The sequence below is a fragment of the Leisingera sp. XS_AS12 genome, from assembly GCF_041224635.1.
Classification (GTDB): Bacteria; Pseudomonadota; Alphaproteobacteria; order Rhodobacterales; family Rhodobacteraceae; genus Leisingera.
Genome location: NZ_JBGFGM010000087.1, coordinates 176,115 through 191,995 on the forward strand (window position 1 = coordinate 176,115; position 15,881 = coordinate 191,995).

At 65.9% G+C, this 15,881-nt stretch carries 13 protein-coding genes; 2 read left to right on the top strand and 11 right to left on the bottom strand.

Annotated features, from left to right (window positions below; all coding sequences use genetic code 11):
* Window positions 1–162: 162 nt before the first annotated feature.
* From AB9K35_RS09220 to AB9K35_RS09235, 4 genes are all read right to left on the bottom strand, one after another.
* Window positions 163–876 carry an extensin family protein gene (locus tag AB9K35_RS09220; RefSeq protein WP_369925503.1) on the bottom strand — a complete coding sequence of 238 codons (714 nt, stop codon included), beginning with the start codon at window positions 874–876 and terminating at the stop codon, window positions 163–165.
* On the bottom strand, window positions 873–1,793 hold the full coding sequence (locus tag AB9K35_RS09225; RefSeq protein ID WP_222455053.1) for a prephenate/arogenate dehydrogenase family protein: 921 nt from the start codon (window positions 1,791–1,793) through the stop codon (window positions 873–875). Before AB9K35_RS09225 ends, AB9K35_RS09220 begins: the two co-directional genes overlap by 4 nt.
* Window positions 1,790–2,875, bottom strand: a complete 1,086-nt coding sequence (gene hisC / locus AB9K35_RS09230; protein ID WP_369925505.1) for a histidinol-phosphate transaminase — start codon at window positions 2,873–2,875, stop codon at window positions 1,790–1,792. Before hisC ends, AB9K35_RS09225 begins: the two co-directional genes overlap by 4 nt.
* Before the next feature lie 96 nt (window positions 2,876–2,971).
* Window positions 2,972–4,396: an aminotransferase class V-fold PLP-dependent enzyme gene (locus AB9K35_RS09235; protein WP_369925507.1), complete on the bottom strand. Its 1,425-nt coding sequence runs from the start codon at window positions 4,394–4,396 to the stop codon at window positions 2,972–2,974.
* Window positions 4,397–4,501: 105 nt separating this feature from the next.
* Here AB9K35_RS09235 and AB9K35_RS09240 point away from each other — a divergent pair, with 105 nt between their 5' ends.
* Entirely contained in the window at window positions 4,502–4,963 is a 462-nt protein-coding gene (locus AB9K35_RS09240; protein WP_222455050.1) for an Lrp/AsnC family transcriptional regulator, read from the top strand.
* A 101-nt stretch (window positions 4,964–5,064) separates the two neighbouring features.
* Here AB9K35_RS09240 and AB9K35_RS09245 read toward each other — a convergent pair whose 3' ends face one another.
* From AB9K35_RS09245 to AB9K35_RS09255, 3 genes are all read right to left on the bottom strand, one after another.
* Complete coding sequence (locus tag AB9K35_RS09245; protein ID WP_222455049.1) at window positions 5,065–5,637, bottom strand: PA14 domain-containing protein; 573 nt, start codon at window positions 5,635–5,637, stop codon at window positions 5,065–5,067.
* Between the two features lie 157 nt (window positions 5,638–5,794).
* Window positions 5,795–6,415, bottom strand: coding sequence for a 30S ribosomal protein S4 (gene rpsD, locus AB9K35_RS09250; protein WP_369925509.1), 621 nt, complete (start codon window positions 6,413–6,415; stop codon window positions 5,795–5,797).
* A gap of 341 nt (window positions 6,416–6,756) precedes the next feature.
* On the bottom strand, window positions 6,757–7,674 hold the full coding sequence (locus AB9K35_RS09255) for a LysR substrate-binding domain-containing protein (protein WP_369925511.1): 918 nt from the start codon (window positions 7,672–7,674) through the stop codon (window positions 6,757–6,759).
* A 156-nt stretch (window positions 7,675–7,830) separates the two neighbouring features.
* On the opposite strand from AB9K35_RS09255, the gene katG reads away from it, so the two are divergent.
* On the top strand, window positions 7,831–10,050 hold the full coding sequence (gene katG / locus AB9K35_RS09260) for a catalase/peroxidase HPI (protein ID WP_369925513.1): 2,220 nt from the start codon (window positions 7,831–7,833) through the stop codon (window positions 10,048–10,050).
* 127 nt (window positions 10,051–10,177) lie between these two features.
* Here the strand turns inward: katG and pgi are convergent, their stop codons facing one another.
* Genes pgi through zwf form a run of 4 tightly spaced genes read right to left on the bottom strand, consistent with a single transcriptional unit; the run spans window position 10,178 to window position 15,767 of the window.
* Window positions 10,178–11,803: a glucose-6-phosphate isomerase gene (gene pgi, locus AB9K35_RS09265; RefSeq protein WP_369925515.1), complete on the bottom strand. Its 1,626-nt coding sequence runs from the start codon at window positions 11,801–11,803 to the stop codon at window positions 10,178–10,180.
* Window positions 11,800–12,453, bottom strand: a complete 654-nt coding sequence (eda, locus tag AB9K35_RS09270) for a bifunctional 4-hydroxy-2-oxoglutarate aldolase/2-dehydro-3-deoxy-phosphogluconate aldolase (RefSeq protein WP_369925516.1) — start codon at window positions 12,451–12,453, stop codon at window positions 11,800–11,802. Before eda ends, pgi begins: the two co-directional genes overlap by 4 nt.
* Window positions 12,454–12,456: 3 nt before the next feature.
* Entirely contained in the window at window positions 12,457–14,268 is a 1,812-nt protein-coding gene (gene edd / locus AB9K35_RS09275) for a phosphogluconate dehydratase (RefSeq protein ID WP_369925518.1), read from the bottom strand.
* Between the two features lie 38 nt (window positions 14,269–14,306).
* Window positions 14,307–15,767, bottom strand: coding sequence for a glucose-6-phosphate dehydrogenase (zwf, locus tag AB9K35_RS09280; RefSeq protein ID WP_369925520.1), 1,461 nt, complete (start codon window positions 15,765–15,767; stop codon window positions 14,307–14,309).
* Between the last annotated feature and the right edge of the window lie 114 nt (window positions 15,768–15,881).

The window sequence follows — 15,881 nt, forward strand, 5'->3', positions numbered from 1 at the left end:
TGCCTCTCAGCATGTTCTTCTGATGGTTTACACGCAGCGCATCCGGCTGAAATGCCCGCGCAGCGCAACAGGCCGGACGGCGCGCGCAGCGCGCGGGGCCCAAGGCTGCAATATGCCCGCAAGGGCATCTTCAGGCGCGGGAGCCGCCCCTTCCGGCGCTGCCTAGCGGCAATAGGCGCCGTTGCGGTGGCGGGCAACGTCCAGGTGGAAGTGGTCGCGGTGATAGCGGTCGGCCTCTGGCCCCAGCACGGTGCTGAAGGGCCCGCAGGCGGCGCGCCAGATCTTCTTCAGCTTGCGCCGGGTCTTGCGCTTTTGCCAGCCATGCAAAACGGTGATGGTTTCGCCGCTTTCGAGCGTGAAGCCGGAAATGTCGATCGCCCGACCACGCCCGTGTTCCGAGATCTTGGCGCCGGGGCGGTTGTTGCGGGTGCGGCAGGCGTAATGCGCGGCGACCCGCAGGCCAACCACCTTGTTGCGGCGGCCAAAGGCGGTCTCCACCTCGCGGTTGATCCAGGTCTTCAGCGCGCGCGCCGTTCTGCAGGTCATCAAGGAGGCCTGGCTGAGACGCACGCCGGAAATCTCGCGCACCTGCACCGCATCCTTGGCGCCGCAGCCGGGCAGCTTGCCCGCCACATCGCCAAAGTCATCGCCCTTGATCTCGGGATCGCCGCAGACCGAGCCTTCGCGGCGCTTCTTGCGGCCGAACAGAACCTCCGTGGCCTGCGGAGGCGCGAGCGATTGCGGCACGGGGGTCACCCCGCGCGGGACGCTGAGCGCGGCCAGCTGCGTTGCAGGCGCGGTGGGCTCCTGCTGCGGCCCTGCGATGGTGGCGGGCGCCAGCAGCAGCGCTGCCAGGAGGACGCCCGCGCGGATCACTTCTTCAGGCTCCGGCCAAAGTCCGGCGCATCGGTGTCCTGCCCGGCCTCGATGATGCCGCGGCGGATCGCACGGGTGCGGGTGAAGTAATCGTGCAGATGCTCGCCGTCGCCGGTGCGGATGGCCCGCTGCAGCGCGAACAGCTCCTCGGTGAAGCGGCCGAGGATCTCCAGCGTCGCATCCTTGTTGGTCAGGAACACGTCGCGCCACATGGTCGGATCCGAGGCCGCAATCCGGGTAAAGTCGCGGAACCCCGCGGCGGAGTACTTGATCACCTCGCTGTCGGTGACGCGGCGCAGGTCGTCAGCGACGCCCACCATCGTGTAGGCGATCAGGTGCGGCGTATGCGAGGTGACGGCGAGCACCAGGTCGTGGTGATCTGCGTCCATCTCATCGACATTGGCGCCCATCCCCTCCCACAGCGCCCGCAGGCGGGCGGTGGCCTCGGGATCGGTGCCCTCGACCGGCACCAGCAGCGACCAGCGGTTGTCGAACAGCTCGGCAAAGCCGGATTCAGGCCCGGAATGCTCGGTCCCGGCCAGCGGGTGGGCGGGCACGAAATGCACGCCTTCGGGGATATGCGGCTGCACCGCGTCGATCACGTGGCGCTTGACCGAGCCCACGTCCGAAACAGTGGCACCGGGTTTCAGCACCGGGGCGATCTCTTCCATCACCGGGCCCATGGCGCCGACAGGCACGCAGAGCACCACCAGGTCGGCATCCGCAACCGCCTCGCGCGCGGTGTCGCAGACCCGGTCGCACAAGCCGATGCGGCGGGCGGTGTCGCGGGTCTCGCTGCTGCGGGCATAACCTGTGACCTCGCCCGCGAGCCCCGCACGTTTCATCGCCCAGAACATCGAGGAGGCAATCAGCCCCAGCCCGATCAGCGCGACGCGCTCGTAAACCTGCGTGCTCATGCCCGGCCCTCTTTGAAGGTTTTCACCGCTGCGGCCAGACGGCGGCAGGCGTCTTCGTCGCCGATGGTGATGCGCAGCGCGTTGGGCAGCTTGTAGCCCGCCACCCGGCGCACGATCAGCCCCTGCGACTGCAGATAGTCGTCACAGGCCTCGGCTTCGGCCTGGCTGCCGAAACGCGCCAGAATGAAATTGGTGCAGGAGACATCCGACGGCACCCCCAGTTCGGCCAGCGCATCCGCCAGCCAGCCGCGCCACTTGGCGTTCTCGGCGCGGCAGTGGTCGAGGTAGTCAGTGTCGCGGACCGCGGCTTCGGCCCCCGCCAGCGCGGTGCTGGAGACATTGAAGGGGCCACGCAGGCGGTTCAACACATCGATGATTTCCTGCGGGCCGTAACCCCAGCCGATGCGCGCGCCGCCCAAGCCGTAAATCTTGGAGAAGGTGCGGGTCATCACCACGTTGTTGCGCTCGGCGATCAGCGAGGCACCGCCGTCAAAGCCTTCGACGTATTCGGCATAGGCGCCGTCCAGCACCAGCAGCGCGCCCGCGGGGATGCCATCGGCCAGCCGGGCGACCTCGCGCGCGCTGATCATGGTGCCGGTCGGGTTGTTGGGATTGGCGATGAAGACCAGCCGGGTGCGGTCGGTACACCCCGCCAGCAGCGCGTCGACATCGGTGACGCGCTCGCGCTCGGGCACCTCGACCGGGGTCGCGCCCGCCGCCAAAGCGCTGATGCGGTACATGGCGAACCCGTGTTCGGTGAACAGCACCTCGTCACCCGGTCCGGCATAGGCCTGGCACAGGAAGGCAATGATCTCGTCGCTGCCAGCGCCGCAGATGATCTGCTCCGGCGCCAATCCGTGAACCTCTCCGATGGCCCGGCGCAGCGAGGCGTGGTCGGAGCTGGGGTAGCGATGCATGTTGGCCGCAGCCTCCTGCATCGCGGCGACCGCGCGGGGGCTGGGCCCGAACGGGTTCTCGTTCGAGGAGAGTTTCACAACGTTGCTCACCCCAGTCACATGGGCGGCTCCGCCCTGATACAGAGCGATGTCCATGATGCCGGGCTGCGGGGTGATTTGGGTCATAATACGGGCTCCGTTAATTCCTGCCCGTCATAGCGGCCCAAGGCGGGCTGGGGAAGCACCAAGATGCCGCCCCCAGCCGACCTGCTGCCACTTGGATCAGGCGACAAGCGCCTGGAAGCGTGCCGTTTCGGGATCGGCACCATAGCGCGGCGCCAGCGCGCCGACGCGTTCGGTCAGCGCGTTGACACTGTCGATGATGTAGCGGGCGGTCTCATCCCGCATCAGGTAGGAGAAGTTCAACCGCACCCAACCGGGCTTCTTCATTTCCTCTCCGGCCTGCAGATCCCGGAACAGGGACGCCGACTCGGCCGCGCCGATGCCCAACAGCCGGTGGGCGTAAGGCCCGGCACAGGCGCAACCGCCCCGGGCCTGAATGCCATAGACGTCGCTGAGCATGCGGGTGAACAGCTGCTGATGCACCGGCGCGCCCGACGCGTCGGTGACCAGGAAAGAAAAGATCGGCAACCGGTGCGCGGCGCGGTGGCCGAGGACGCGCAGCCGCGGATTGTCGGCCCAGCCGTCCCAGGCCATCTGCGCAAAGCGGGCCTCGCGCGCTTCGATCCGCTGCTGCCCGACAGCTTCCTTCACCAGAAAGGCGAGGGCTGCGCGGATGTCGCCGATCACATTGGGGGTGCCCGCCTCCTCGCGCGCCGCCAGGTCGCGGCTGTATTCATGCTGCCAGGGCGACACAAAGCTGACGGTGCCGCCACCGGGCCAGGAGGGGCAACGACGGCGCACCTCGGCACCGTTGACGATCAGCACGCCGGAAGAGCCGGGGCCACCGGGGAACTTGTGCGGCGAGACCACCACCGCATCCTTGCGCGCCGCGCCCTGCCCGCCCATGTCAATCGGCAGATAGGGACCGCCGCCGGCGTAGTCCCAGACCGCCAGCGCGCCATGGGCGTGCAGCAGTCGGCTGACGGGATCCGGGTCGGTCAGAATGCCGGTCACGTTGGAGGCGGCGGAAAAGCTGCCGATTTTCAGATCGCTGTCCGCATGGGCCGCCAGTTCCTGCGCAAGTGCCTCCAGGTCGACGCCGCCCCCTGCGGCCTCGGGGATTTCCACCACCTTGGCCTTGCTTTCGCGCCACGGCAGGATGTTCGAGTGATGTTCATACGGGCCGATGAAAACCACCGGCTGCGCGGCCTCGTTGACGCCGAACAGGCTGACCAGACGGTTCAGCCCCGCCGTCGCGCCGGAACCGGTGAAGATCACGCTGTCCTGCTGCATCGCGCCGCACAGGCGGGCGATCTCGGCGCGCGCCTCGCGGCGCAGGCGGGTCATGTAGGAGCCACAGTAGGAGGCTTCGGTATGGGAGTTGGCGTAGAACGGCAGAACCGCTTGCGCGACGAACTCCTCGACCTGACGCAGGGGGCGTCCGGAGGCAACGTAGTCCGCATAGACCAGCGGCACCTCGCCATCGAGACCGGGAATCATCACCCCTTCGCCGATCAACCCCTGCTCCAGGCTGCCATCTTGCGCGGCGATTTTGATGGATTGTTTGAATGCTGCCAGTGTCATGTCGGCCCCTCATGTAGTCGCAGCGGCATTCTGAACGGCATTTAGCGCGGATTCTTTATCAACTAATGACTATTTTGGCCAAATTTTGTGTCGTATGATCGCAGAATGAGCAAAGTAATCGATCAGATAGACAGGCGCATCCTGCGCGCGCTGCAAATGGATGGCAGCCTGTCGCAACGCGAGTTGGCAGAGCAGGTTGGCCTGTCGCAGAACGCCTGCTGGCGGCGCCTGAAGGCGCTGAATGACAGCGGGGTATTGCAGGGGTCCACCGCGCGGATAGACCGGGCGGCGCTTGATCTGGATCTTGTCGTCTTCGTGATGCTGCGGACCCGGCATCATTCCGCAGACTGGCTGCAAAAGTTTCGCCGCCACGTGCTGACCATTCCCGAGGTCGTGGACTTCCACCGCATTGGCGGGGACTACGACTATCAGCTGAAGGTGGTCACCCAGGACATGGCTAGCTATGACCGCGTCTACCAGCGGCTGATCGCGGGGGTGGAGCTGGACAGCGTGACCTCGTATTTCGCGATGGAAGCTATCGCCGAGGCCCGGCCGCTGCCCCTGTAGCCGCGCCCAAAGGCCCCGCCTTCCCGCGGCCCGATATCAGAGGGACCCGGCAGCTGCCGCGGGTGGACACGGCTGGCCGACGGGACCGGCCAAGCCCGACCTCAGTGGCCGAAGGCGCTGTTCTTCATCCACATCGGGCGCTTGCCTTTGGGGCCCATGCGCATGTGCAGACAGGCGGTGCCAAGGCGCTGAAAATACAGGATATCTACAGGGTACCATCCCGCCTGGGGCACTTCGACCTCGGTCTGGACGGTGCTGTCGCAGGCCTGTCGGCCATCGAACTTTCCGACCTCCTGCCCGCCGATGCGGGCCAGCAGCCCGTCATTGGTCAGGAAATCGATGGTGTGCACCCCGGGTTGATCCAGCCGCACGTAGCCGGTGATGCGCGCCGCCACATGCATGGCACGTTTGGAGGTGAGCGTCGGCTCGCCCTCTGCGGTGTCGCGATTGTCGAGCCCGGCAATCGGGCGTCCCGGCTCACCGTGGGATTTCAAGGCCCATTCCGCCTGCGCAAGCGATTTGACGTCCTGCGGATAGGCATAGGTCACCGCCAGCCCCGGCTTGACCGAAGATGGCTGAGGATTGGCTGGCGTCAGCTTCAGAGGTGCCGCCAAGGCCGCCGCGGCGGAGAAGGCAATTACGGCGGCTGAGACCGCCCCTGCAATGAATTTCATCATACACTCCCGGTCTTTTCTGACTCGAGGGTAGAGCGATCCACGACCAACAGCCACAGGAAAATTGCAATGCGCCACTTTGCGACCGTTTTGCGCCACGAAAAAGGGCTGCCCCGCAGGACAGCCCTTCCAGTCGCATGCCCAAGGGGCAGGTGACTTAGTTCTTGGCGTAGAATTCGACGACCAGGTTCGGTTCCATCACGACCGGGTACGGCACGTCGCTCAGACCCGGGGTGCGCACGAAGGTCGCGGTCATCTTGGAGTGGTCGACTTCCAGGTAGTCCGGAACGTCACGCTCTGCCAGGCCCACGGCTTCCAGCACGATGGCCAGCTGCTTGGACTTGTCACGAACGGCGATCACGTCGCCCTCTTTCACGCGGTAGGAGGGGATGTTCACGCGCTTGCCGTTCACGGTCACGTGGCCGTGGTTCACGAACTGGCGAGCCGCAAAGACGGTGGGAACGAATTTGGCGCGGTAGACGACCGCGTCCAGGCGGCGCTCCAGCAGACCGATCAGGTTTTCACCGGTGTCGCCCTTCACACGCTCGGCTTCGCCGTAGATGCGGCGGAACTGCTTTTCGGTCAGGTCGCCGTAGTAGCCCTTGAGCTTCTGCTTGGCGCGCAGCTGGATACCGAAGTCGGACAGTTTGCCCTTGCGGCGCTGACCGTGCTGGCCGGGGCCGTACTCACGGCGGTTGACCGGGGACTTGGCGCGGCCCCAGATGTTTTCGCCCATGCGGCGGTCAATTTTGTACTTGGCAGACGTGCGTTTGGTCACGGCTGATCTCCTTCTTGAGTGGCGCTGCAGCCACTTTCCAAAACCGGTTCCCACCTGGACGGTTGTAATCGCTTGTGCGACCGCACCGTCCGTGTTCGCCTGTCCCAGAAGCCTCTGCAACAATCGAAGGGCGTTGTCCTCTTGCTCCGCATCCAGGATCCGGGCATGACAGGCATCCCCTTGCGGGGGCCACCAACACCAATGAAGCCGCGCTTATATAGAGGGCGGTGGCAGAGTCAACATCGGCGGCACGGGTTTTGGTGAAAAGATGCATCGCCCGCGAAAAACAGGGGGCGTGCCCTCCCCTCTTCATCCGAAAGGCACAGCCCCGCCCGCCAGCGTCACCCCTGCACCGGTGTCGCGCCCAGCCGGGTGCGCGCGGTTTCCCGCACCAGCTCGGCCACCTGGGTCAGCTGCCGGGCCAGCGGATTGCTGCGGCGCCAGATCATGCCGATCGTGCGCGCGGGCTGCGGGTCCGCAAAATGCGCAACCGAAACGGCCGCCGAGCGGGTTTCGACCGGGATTGCCATTTCCGGGATCAGCGTCACCCCGATGCCGGCGCCGACCATCTGCACCAGCGTTGACAGCGAGCTGCCATCGAGCAGCTCACGCGGGGCGGCAGATTGCATGTTGCAAAAGGACAGCGCCTGATCGCGAAAACAGTGCCCCTCCTCCAGCAACAACAGGCGCATTTCGCGCAGACCTTCCGGGCCGGGCACCGGCAAATCCGCGTCTTCGCCGGGGCGCACCAGCACGAAACGCTCGCTGAACAGCGCCACCTCTTCAAACGCCGGTTCCGAGACCGGCAAGGCCACGATGGCGGTGTCCAGCCGCCCCTCCCCCAGCTCCTTGAGCAGTTTCGGGGTCACGGTTTCCCGCACCCGGATGTCGGCCTCGGGGTGGTCGCGGGCGAGCGTCGCCACGATGGCTGGCAGAAGATAGGGGGCGATGGTCGGAATCACCCCGATCCGCAGGCGCCCTGCCAGCCCCTCACGGGAGGCGCGCGCCAGTTCTCCCAGCTCATCCACCGCGCGCAGGATGCCGCGCACCCGCTGCACCAGGTCCTCGCCCAGGCTGGTCAGCCGCACCTGGCGGGCCCCCCGCTCGACCAGCTGCACCCCCAGCACCTCCTCCAGCTCCTTGATCTGGACCGAAAGGGCGGGCTGGGACACGGCGCAGGCATCCGCGGCACGACCGAAATGGCGGTGGCGGGCCAGGGCCTCAAAATAACGCATCTGGCGCAAGGTCACATTAATCATAAGGCAAACCTATCACTGCGATGAATAAATGCAACTTAATCCAATCAACGCCGTCTGCTAGGGTTTTCTCAACATCAGGACAGGCGAGACGCGCCAAGGTTCAAGATGTTGCGTCACGTAGCACAACCCACTTTGCAGCCACGATCGGAGAGAAAGATGGACGGCAATACCCCCGCAGGAAAATGCCCGGTAATGCATGGATCGGCGCATAACACCGCCCGCGGCGGCGGCACCAGGAACCAGGACTGGTGGCCAAATCAGCTGGATCTGCGGATCTTGCATCAGCATTCGGCCAAGTCGAACCCGATGGGCGCGGACTTCAACTACCGTGAAGAGTTCAAGAAGCTCGACCTGGACGCGGTCAAGAAGGACCTGTTCGCGCTGATGACGGACAGCCAGGACTGGTGGCCCGCGGACTACGGCCACTACGGCGGCCTGTTCATCCGCATGGCCTGGCACAGTGCGGGCACCTACCGCAGCGCCGATGGCCGCGGTGGCGGCAGCACCGGCAGCCAGCGCTTTGCGCCGCTGAACAGCTGGCCGGACAATGGCAACCTCGACAAGGCGCGCCGTTTGCTGTGGCCGATCAAGAAGAAATACGGCAACCGGATCTCCTGGGCGGACCTGATGATCCTGGCCGGCAACTGCGCCATTGAATCGATGGGCGGTCCGGTGCTCGGCTTTGGCGGTGGCCGGGAAGACATCTGGGAACCCGAGGAAGACATCTACTGGGGCTCCGAGACCGAATGGCTGGCCACCAGCGACAAGCCCAACAGCCGCTATTCCGGCGAGCGGGAACTCGAACATCCGCTGGCCGCCGTGCAGATGGGCCTGATCTACGTCAACCCGGAAGGTCCGGACGGCAACCCCGATCCGATCGCCTCGGGCTTTGACGTGCGCGACACCTTTGCGCGCATGGGCATGAACGACGAGGAAACCGTGGCCCTGGTGGCCGGCGGGCACACCTTCGGCAAGGCCCACGGCGCGGGCAACCCCGAGCTGGTCGGCGTCGAGCCAGAGATGGCGGACGTCGAGGAAATGGGCCTCGGGTGGATCAACACCCATGGCACCGGCAATGCAGGTGACACCACCACCAGCGGCATCGAGGGCGCGTGGAAACCCAATCCGACCAAATGGGACATGGGCTATTTCGACGTGCTGTTCGGCTACGAGTGGAAGCTGGTCAAAAGCCCTGCCGGCGCGCACCAGTGGGAGGCGCAGAACGTGAAGCCGGAGCATATGGTCGTGGACGCCCATGACCCCAGCAAGATGCATCCGCCGATGATGACCACCGCCGACATGTCGCTGCGGATGGACCCGATCTACGAGAAGATCTCGCGCGATTACCACGCCAACCCGGACAAGTTCGCCGACGCCTTTGCCCGTGCCTGGTTCAAGCTGTGCCACCGCGACATGGGGCCCAAGTCGCGTTACCTCGGCAGCGAGGTGCCGGACGAGGACCTGATCTGGCAAGACCCGCTGCCCGCGGTGGATCACGAACTGATCAATGCCTCGGACGTGGCGGCGCTGAAGAAACAGGTTCTGGAGTCCGAACTGACAGTGCCGGAACTGGTGTCGGTGGCCTGGGCTTCGGCCTCGACCTACCGTGGATCAGACCACCGCGGGGGTGCCAACGGCGCGCGCATCCGTCTTGCGCCGCAAAAGGACTGGGAGGTGAACCAGCCCGAGCAGCTGGCCCGTGTGCTGGGCGTGCTGGAACAGATCCAGAGCGACTTCAACGCCGCCGCTCCGGAGGGCAAGAAGGTCTCGCTTGCCGATCTGATCGTGCTGGCAGGCAGCGCCGCGGTGGAGGAAGCCGCCCGGGCGGCAGGTTTCCCCATCGAGGTGCCCTTCACGCCCGGTCGCACCGACGCCACCCAGGAGCAGACCGACGTTGAGGGCTTTGCCGTGCTGGAACCGGAAGCTGACGGGTTCCGCAACTTCCAGAAAGGCACCTACAGCATCCCCGCAGAGAAGCTGCTGGTCGACCGCGCGCAGCTGCTGGGCCTTGGCGCGCCGGAGATGACAGCGCTGCTGGGCGGCCTTCGGGTTCTGGGGGCCAACCATGGCAACAGCCCGCACGGGGTGTTAACCGACCGCGTCGGGGTTCTCAGCAACGACTTCTTCCACGGCATCGTCGACATGGGCACCAAGTGGAAACCCACCGGCGACGGGCTGTACGAAGGCGTGGATCGCGCCAGCGGGACGCCGAAGTGGACCGCCACCCGCGCCGACCTGGTGTTCGGTTCCAACTCGCAACTGCGGGCGCTGGCCGAGGTCTATGCGCAGGACGATGGCGCCGGGAAGTTCGTCCATGACTTCGTAGCCGCCTGGGTCAAGGTGATGGAAGCCGACCGCTTCGACCTCGCCGCCTGACCTGCCCCGGCCCTGCCAACGTGCAGGACGCGCATAAAGAACGGGGGCGCATTGGTTCAGCCAATGCGCCCCCTTTGATTTGTTCGACCGTCATCCGGCCCGCCGCCCCCCTAGGGGCCGCGCTGCCTTATGCGCTTGATCCGGAGAGTTTCGCCAGCAGCCCCCTGGTGGAGCCATCCTTGCGCTCCGCCGAGGCTCCCTGGACCATGGGCAGCAGTGAGTTGGCCAGTTCCTTGCCCAGCTCCACCCCCCACTGATCGAAGGAGTTGATGCCCCAGATCACGCCCTCGACAAACACCCGGTGTTCGTACAGCGCGATGATCTGGCCCAGCACGAAGGGCGTCAGCTTGGGGTAGGCCAGCGTGACCGAGGGCCGGTTACCCGGGAAGCTGCGGTGACAGGCCAGTGTCTCGGCCTCGATATCTCCGTCCGGCAGCCCGGATTTGGCGACTAGGTCGCGCGCCTCCTCCAGAGACCGGCCGCACATCAGCGCCTCGGACTGCGCCAGGCAGTTTGCCTTCAACAGGTCGTGGTGGTGCTGCAAGTCCGGCTCATGCGCCTCGGCTGCGATCAGGAACTCGGCCGGTACGATCCGGGTTCCCTGGTGCAGCAGCTGGTAGAAGGCGTGCTGACCGTTGGTGCCCGGCTCACCCCAGACGATGGGACAGGTCGCACGCTCCACGGTGTCACCGTTCACCCTGGTCCGCTTGCCGTTGCTTTCCATCTCCAGCTGCTGGAGATACGCAGGCAGCCGTTCCAGCCGCTGGTCATACGGCAACACCGCCCGAGAGTCATAGCCACAGATGTTGTTGTGCCAGATCCCGACCAGCCCCATCATCAAGGGCAGGTTCCGTTCGGCCTCGGCGCTGCGGAAATGGTCGTCCATCGCCGCGCCACCCGCCAGGAAATCGCGGAAGTTCGCCGCCCCGATGGCCAGCATGATCGGCAGCCCCACCGGCCCCCACAGCGAATAGCGCCCGCCAACCCAATCGGCGAAGCCGAACACCCGGTCGGCAGTGATGCCCAGCTCGGCCGCCCGGTCCGGCGCCGAGGACACGGCCGCCAGATGACCGGCTGCCTCCTTGCCGACAGCGGCTTCCAGCCAGCGGATCGCGGCGGCGGCATTGGTCATCGTTTCCACCGTCGTGAAGGTCTTGGAAGCGATGATGACAAGCGTCGTTTCCGGGTTCAACGCCGCCAGCGTGTCGCGCACATGGGCGCCGTCGATGTTGGAGACGAAGTGGCAGGCAGGCCCGTCGTGGTAGGGCGCGAGCGCACGTACCGCCATCAGCGGGCCAAGATCGGAGCCGCCAATGCCGATGTTGACCACATCGGTGAACTTGCGCCCCGCCGGGGTGGCAAGCGCCCCCGAGCGCACGGCTTCGGCAAACTCTTCCAGCCGCTGCAGCATCTCTGCCACACCGGGGCGCACATCCTCGCCGCCGACCAGCAGCGGATCGGCGGTCTGTGCGCGCAGGGCAGTGTGCAGAACCGCGCGGCCCTCGGTGCTATTGACGATGCCACCACTGAACATCCGGTCGCGCTTGCCGGGAACGTCTGCCGCCTCGGCCAGCTCCAGAAGCGCGGCGCGGGTCTCGGCATCGATGTTGGTCTTGGAATAATCCAGAAGCAGCCCGTCCACCTCCGCCGAGAAGCTGTCAAAGCGGGCGGGATCCGCATCAAACAGCGACAGGATCCGGCGATCCCAGGTATCGGCGTGCAGTTTCTCGAGCGTATCCCAGGCGCTGGTCATTTGCGGCCACCTAGCTGGCTGGCCTCTGCGGCCAGTTGTTTGATCGCACCCCAGTCACCCCCCTGCACCAGATCGTTGGGGGCAACCCAGCTCCCACCGGCGCAGACCACGTTGGACAGGCTGAGGTAGCTGTCTGCATTGGCAGGGCTGACGCCACCGGTCGGACAGAAGGAGATCTGCGGCAGCGGCGCCCCGATGGCCTTCAGCGCAGGCGCGCCGCCCGATGCCTCGGCCGGGAAGAATTTCAACATGTCATAGCCGCGCGCCAGCAGCCGCATCGCCTCGCTGGCGGTCGCGGCACCGGGCAGGATCGGCAGGCCGATCTGCTCACAGGCATCCAGCAGCGCGTCGGTGGCACCGGGCGAGACGCCGAACTGCGCACCCGCGTCCTTGGCGGCCTCGGCATCGGCGGGGGTCACCAGCGTACCCGCCCCGACCACGCCGCCGGGCACCTGCGCCATCTCGCGGATCACATCCAGCGCGGCGGCGGTGCGCAGCGTCACTTCCAGTCCAGGCAGGCCACCGGCGACCAGGGCTTCGGCCAAGGGACGGGCGTGGCCAGCATCCTCCACCACCAGCACCGGCATGATCGGAGCCATGGCACAAATTTCGCGCGTCCGCTGGCTGGCTTGCTGTGCGGTTATGGGCATTGCTTAAACTCCAAATACACTTGCGCCTTCATCGGCCGAAGCGACCGAGCGGCGGAAAAGGGAAAACAGCTCTCGTCCGGTGCCATGCTGGCTGGACGACAGATCGGCCGTAGCGTTGTCGCGCTCCAGCACATTCTCATCGAGGATTTCAAGGGTCCCTTTCACGGCGTCCACGCGCAGCATGTCACCGTCGCGGATTTTCGCAATCGGACCGCCGTCCAGCGCCTCTGGCACCACGTGGATCGCGGCAGGCACCTTCCCCGAAGCACCCGACATGCGCCCGTCGGTGACCAGGGCCACCTTCTGACCGCGCCCCTGCATGATGCCCAGAAAGGGCGTCAGGCTGTGCAGTTCCGGCATGCCGTTGGCCTTGGGCCCCTGAAAGCGAACCACGACGATCACATCCCCTTCTGCGAGCTCGCCCGCCTTGAAGGCGGCCTTGGCGTCGTCCTGGTCGTGGAACACCCGTGCGGGCGCTTCAACCACGTGATGTTCGGGCGCGACCGCGGAAACCTTCATCACCGCGGTGCCGAGGTTCCCGGTCAGCCGCCTCAGCCCGCCGGTTTTCTGGAACGGGTCCGAGGCCGGCCGCAGCACCTTGTCGTTGAGGGTCTTGCGCGGGCCGGGACGATACGTCAGCCCTTCGTCACTCAGGAAAGGTTCCTGCACGTAATGCTCCAGCCCCTCCCCCGCGACGGTGCGGGTATCGGGATGCAGGAAGCCGGACTTCAGCAATTCACCGATCATGTAGCCAAGCCCGCCCGCGGCATGGAAATGGTTCACGTCGGCCAGCCCGTTCGGGTAGACCCGCGCCAGCAGCGGCACCACGTCCGACAGCTCCGCGAAATCCTGCCAGTCAAGAATGATACCGCCCGCCCGCGCCATGGCGATCAGATGGATCAGCAGGTTGGTGGAGCCGCCGGTGGCCATCAGCCCGACGATGCCATTTGCATAGGCCTTCTCGTCCAGCACCTCGCAGACCGGGGTGTAATTGTTGCCAAGCGCGCTGAGCGACAGGGCACGCTTTGCGCCCTCCACCGTCAGCGCCTCACGCAGGGGCGTACCGGGATTGACGAAGGAGGAGCCGGGCAGATGCAGCCCCATGAACTCCATCAGCATCTGGTTGGTGTTGGCGGTGCCGTAGAAGGTGCAGGTGCCGGGGCCGTGATAGGCGGCCATCTCGGCCTTCAGCAGCTCTGCACGGCTGACCTCACCGGCGGCGAATTTCTGACGGATCTTGGCCTTGTCATCATTGGCAAGGCCGCTGGTCATCGGGCCTGCGGGCAGGAACACGGCAGGCACATGGCCAAACGCCTGTGCGCCGATCACCAGGCCCGGCACGATCTTGTCACAGACGCCGAGGTAGACAGCTGCATCGAACACATTGTGGCTGAGCGCAACCCCGGTGGCCATGGCGATGGTGTCGCGGGAAAACAGGCTCAGCTCCATGCCCGCCTCGCCCTGGGTAACACCATCGCACATCGCAGGCACGCCGCCCGCCACCTGCGCCGTACCACCCGCGGCGCGGATCGCGTCACGGATCAGTGCCGGATAGGTTTCAAACGGCTGGTGCGCCGAAAGCATGTCGTTATAGGCGGTGACGATGCCAAGATGGCCGGTGGTGGCCTCCGCCAGGGCAGGCTGGTCGGGACCGGCGGCAGCATAGGCATGCGCCTGACCCGAGCACGACAGATGCGCCCGCGCAGGCCCTTTGCGCCCCTGCGCGCGCATCCGCTCCAGATAGGTGCTGCGGGTCTCTTCGCTGCGCCGGATGATACGTTCCGTGACCGCGGCCAAGGTGGAGTTCAAGCTCATGTCAGATGCCTTTCCGGTGTCTGTCCTGCTGCGGGTGTTCAGCTGCCGATGCCGCGCCAGCGGCGGCCGTCGCGGTGGATCAGCAACAGCGAGTCATCGGGACCGGCGCTGCCGCTGTCATAGGGTTGCGGCGCCTCTCCGCCCTCTTCCCAGCCGGCGATGATGGGGTCGGCCCAGGCCCAGGCGGCCTCGACCTCGTCGCCGCGCATGAACAGGGTCTGGTTGCCACGGATCACGTCCATGATCAGACGTTCATAGGCGTCCTGCGGGCGGCCCGATTCCGGCAGCTCCTCGGCAAAGGTCATGTCGAGGTTGGCGCCGGTCAGGCGCATACCGCCCGGGCCGGGATCCTTGATGGTGGTGCGCAGGGTGATGCCCTCGTCCGGCTGCAGGCGGATCACCAGCACGTTGCCATGCACCGGGCCGGAGCCTTCGAAGATATTGTGCGGCGGGTCGCGGAAGAACACCGCGATCTCGCTCACACGTTCGCGCAGGCGCTTGCCGGTGCGCAGGTAGAAGGGCGTACCGGCCCAGCGCCAGTTGGCGACCTCGGCCTTGAGCGCGATATAGCTTTCGGTGCGGCTGGCGGGGTTGCCCGCATGGTCGCGGTACCCGTCCCCGGCACCGCCATCACTGCGGCCACGGTACTGGCCACGGGCTATGCTGGTCTGCGGCACCGGGCGCAGCGCCTCGATCACCTTGACCTTTTCGTCGCGCACCGCGTTGGGGGTGAACCGCGCCGGCGGCTCCATCGCGGTGAGGCACAAGAGCTGCATCAGGTGGTTCTGCACCATGTCCCGCATGGCGCCGGATTTGTCGTAGTATTCGCCCCGCCCCTCGACGCCGATGCTTTCGGCCACGGTGATCTGCACGTGATCGATATGGGAGGAGTTCCATAGCGGCTCGAACAATGAGTTGGCAAAGCGCAGCGCCATCAGGTTCTGCACGGTTTCCTTGCCCAGATAGTGGTCGATCCGGTAGATTTGCTTTTCCTGGAAATGAGCGCGCAAGGCGGCGTTCAGCTCCTGCGCCGAGGCCAGATCATGGCCAAAGGGCTTCTCCAGAACGATCCGGCTCTCCGGCGTGGCGATGCCGGTCTCGCTGAGGCGGCGGGCGATGTCGGGAAACAGCGACGGGCCCACCGACAGGTAGAAGGCCCGCACCGCGTCCTCGCGCAGCTTTTCGTTGATCTGGTCCCAGCCGCCGGTGCCGCGCGCATCAACCGCAACATAGTCCAACAGCTGGGTGAACTCGGCGATCTCCTCGGCGGTTGTCTCGACATCCTGGCCGAAGTCGCGAATGGCCTCGGCGGTCTGGCTGCGGAACTCCTCGCCGCTCAGCTCGGTGCGGGAGGTGCCGATGATACGGCAGTCATTGCCGAACTGACCGATCTGAAAGCGGTGAAACAGGGCCGGCAGGATCTTGCGACGCGCAAGATCGCCGGTCGCACCGAACAGCACCAGATCAAAAGGAGCGACGGGAATGACGCGCGAAACCATTGATTCAACCTCTGTCAGCCCTGGCCGGCGGCCCGGTTCACGCATACCATCAGCCCGGCGTCGCCACCGCTGAGTTTGACATGCCGCCGCCGGGAAGCCAATGCAAGCGGGCAG

Excerpts from the sequence above, each read along its gene's own strand:
- AB9K35_RS09225 (WP_222455053.1), bottom strand. The coding sequence starts at position 1,793 with ATGAGCACGCAGGTTTACGAGCGCGTCGCGCTGATCGGGCTGGGGCTG.
- hisC (WP_369925505.1), bottom strand. The coding sequence starts at position 2,875 with ATGACCCAAATCACCCCGCAGCCCGGCATCATGGACATCGCTCTGTAT.
- AB9K35_RS09235 (WP_369925507.1), bottom strand. The coding sequence starts at position 4,396 with ATGACACTGGCAGCATTCAAACAATCCATCAAAATCGCCGCGCAAGAT.
- AB9K35_RS09240 (WP_222455050.1), top strand. The coding sequence starts at position 4,502 with ATGAGCAAAGTAATCGATCAGATAGACAGGCGCATCCTGCGCGCGCTG.
- AB9K35_RS09245 (WP_222455049.1), bottom strand. The coding sequence starts at position 5,637 with ATGAAATTCATTGCAGGGGCGGTCTCAGCCGCCGTAATTGCCTTCTCC.
- AB9K35_RS09255 (WP_369925511.1), bottom strand. The coding sequence starts at position 7,674 with ATGATTAATGTGACCTTGCGCCAGATGCGTTATTTTGAGGCCCTGGCC.
- katG (WP_369925513.1), top strand. The coding sequence starts at position 7,831 with ATGGACGGCAATACCCCCGCAGGAAAATGCCCGGTAATGCATGGATCG.
- pgi (WP_369925515.1), bottom strand. The coding sequence starts at position 11,803 with ATGACCAGCGCCTGGGATACGCTCGAGAAACTGCACGCCGATACCTGG.
- eda (WP_369925516.1), bottom strand. The coding sequence starts at position 12,453 with ATGCCCATAACCGCACAGCAAGCCAGCCAGCGGACGCGCGAAATTTGT.
- edd (WP_369925518.1), bottom strand. The coding sequence starts at position 14,268 with ATGAGCTTGAACTCCACCTTGGCCGCGGTCACGGAACGTATCATCCGG.
- zwf (WP_369925520.1), bottom strand. The coding sequence starts at position 15,767 with ATGGTTTCGCGCGTCATTCCCGTCGCTCCTTTTGATCTGGTGCTGTTC.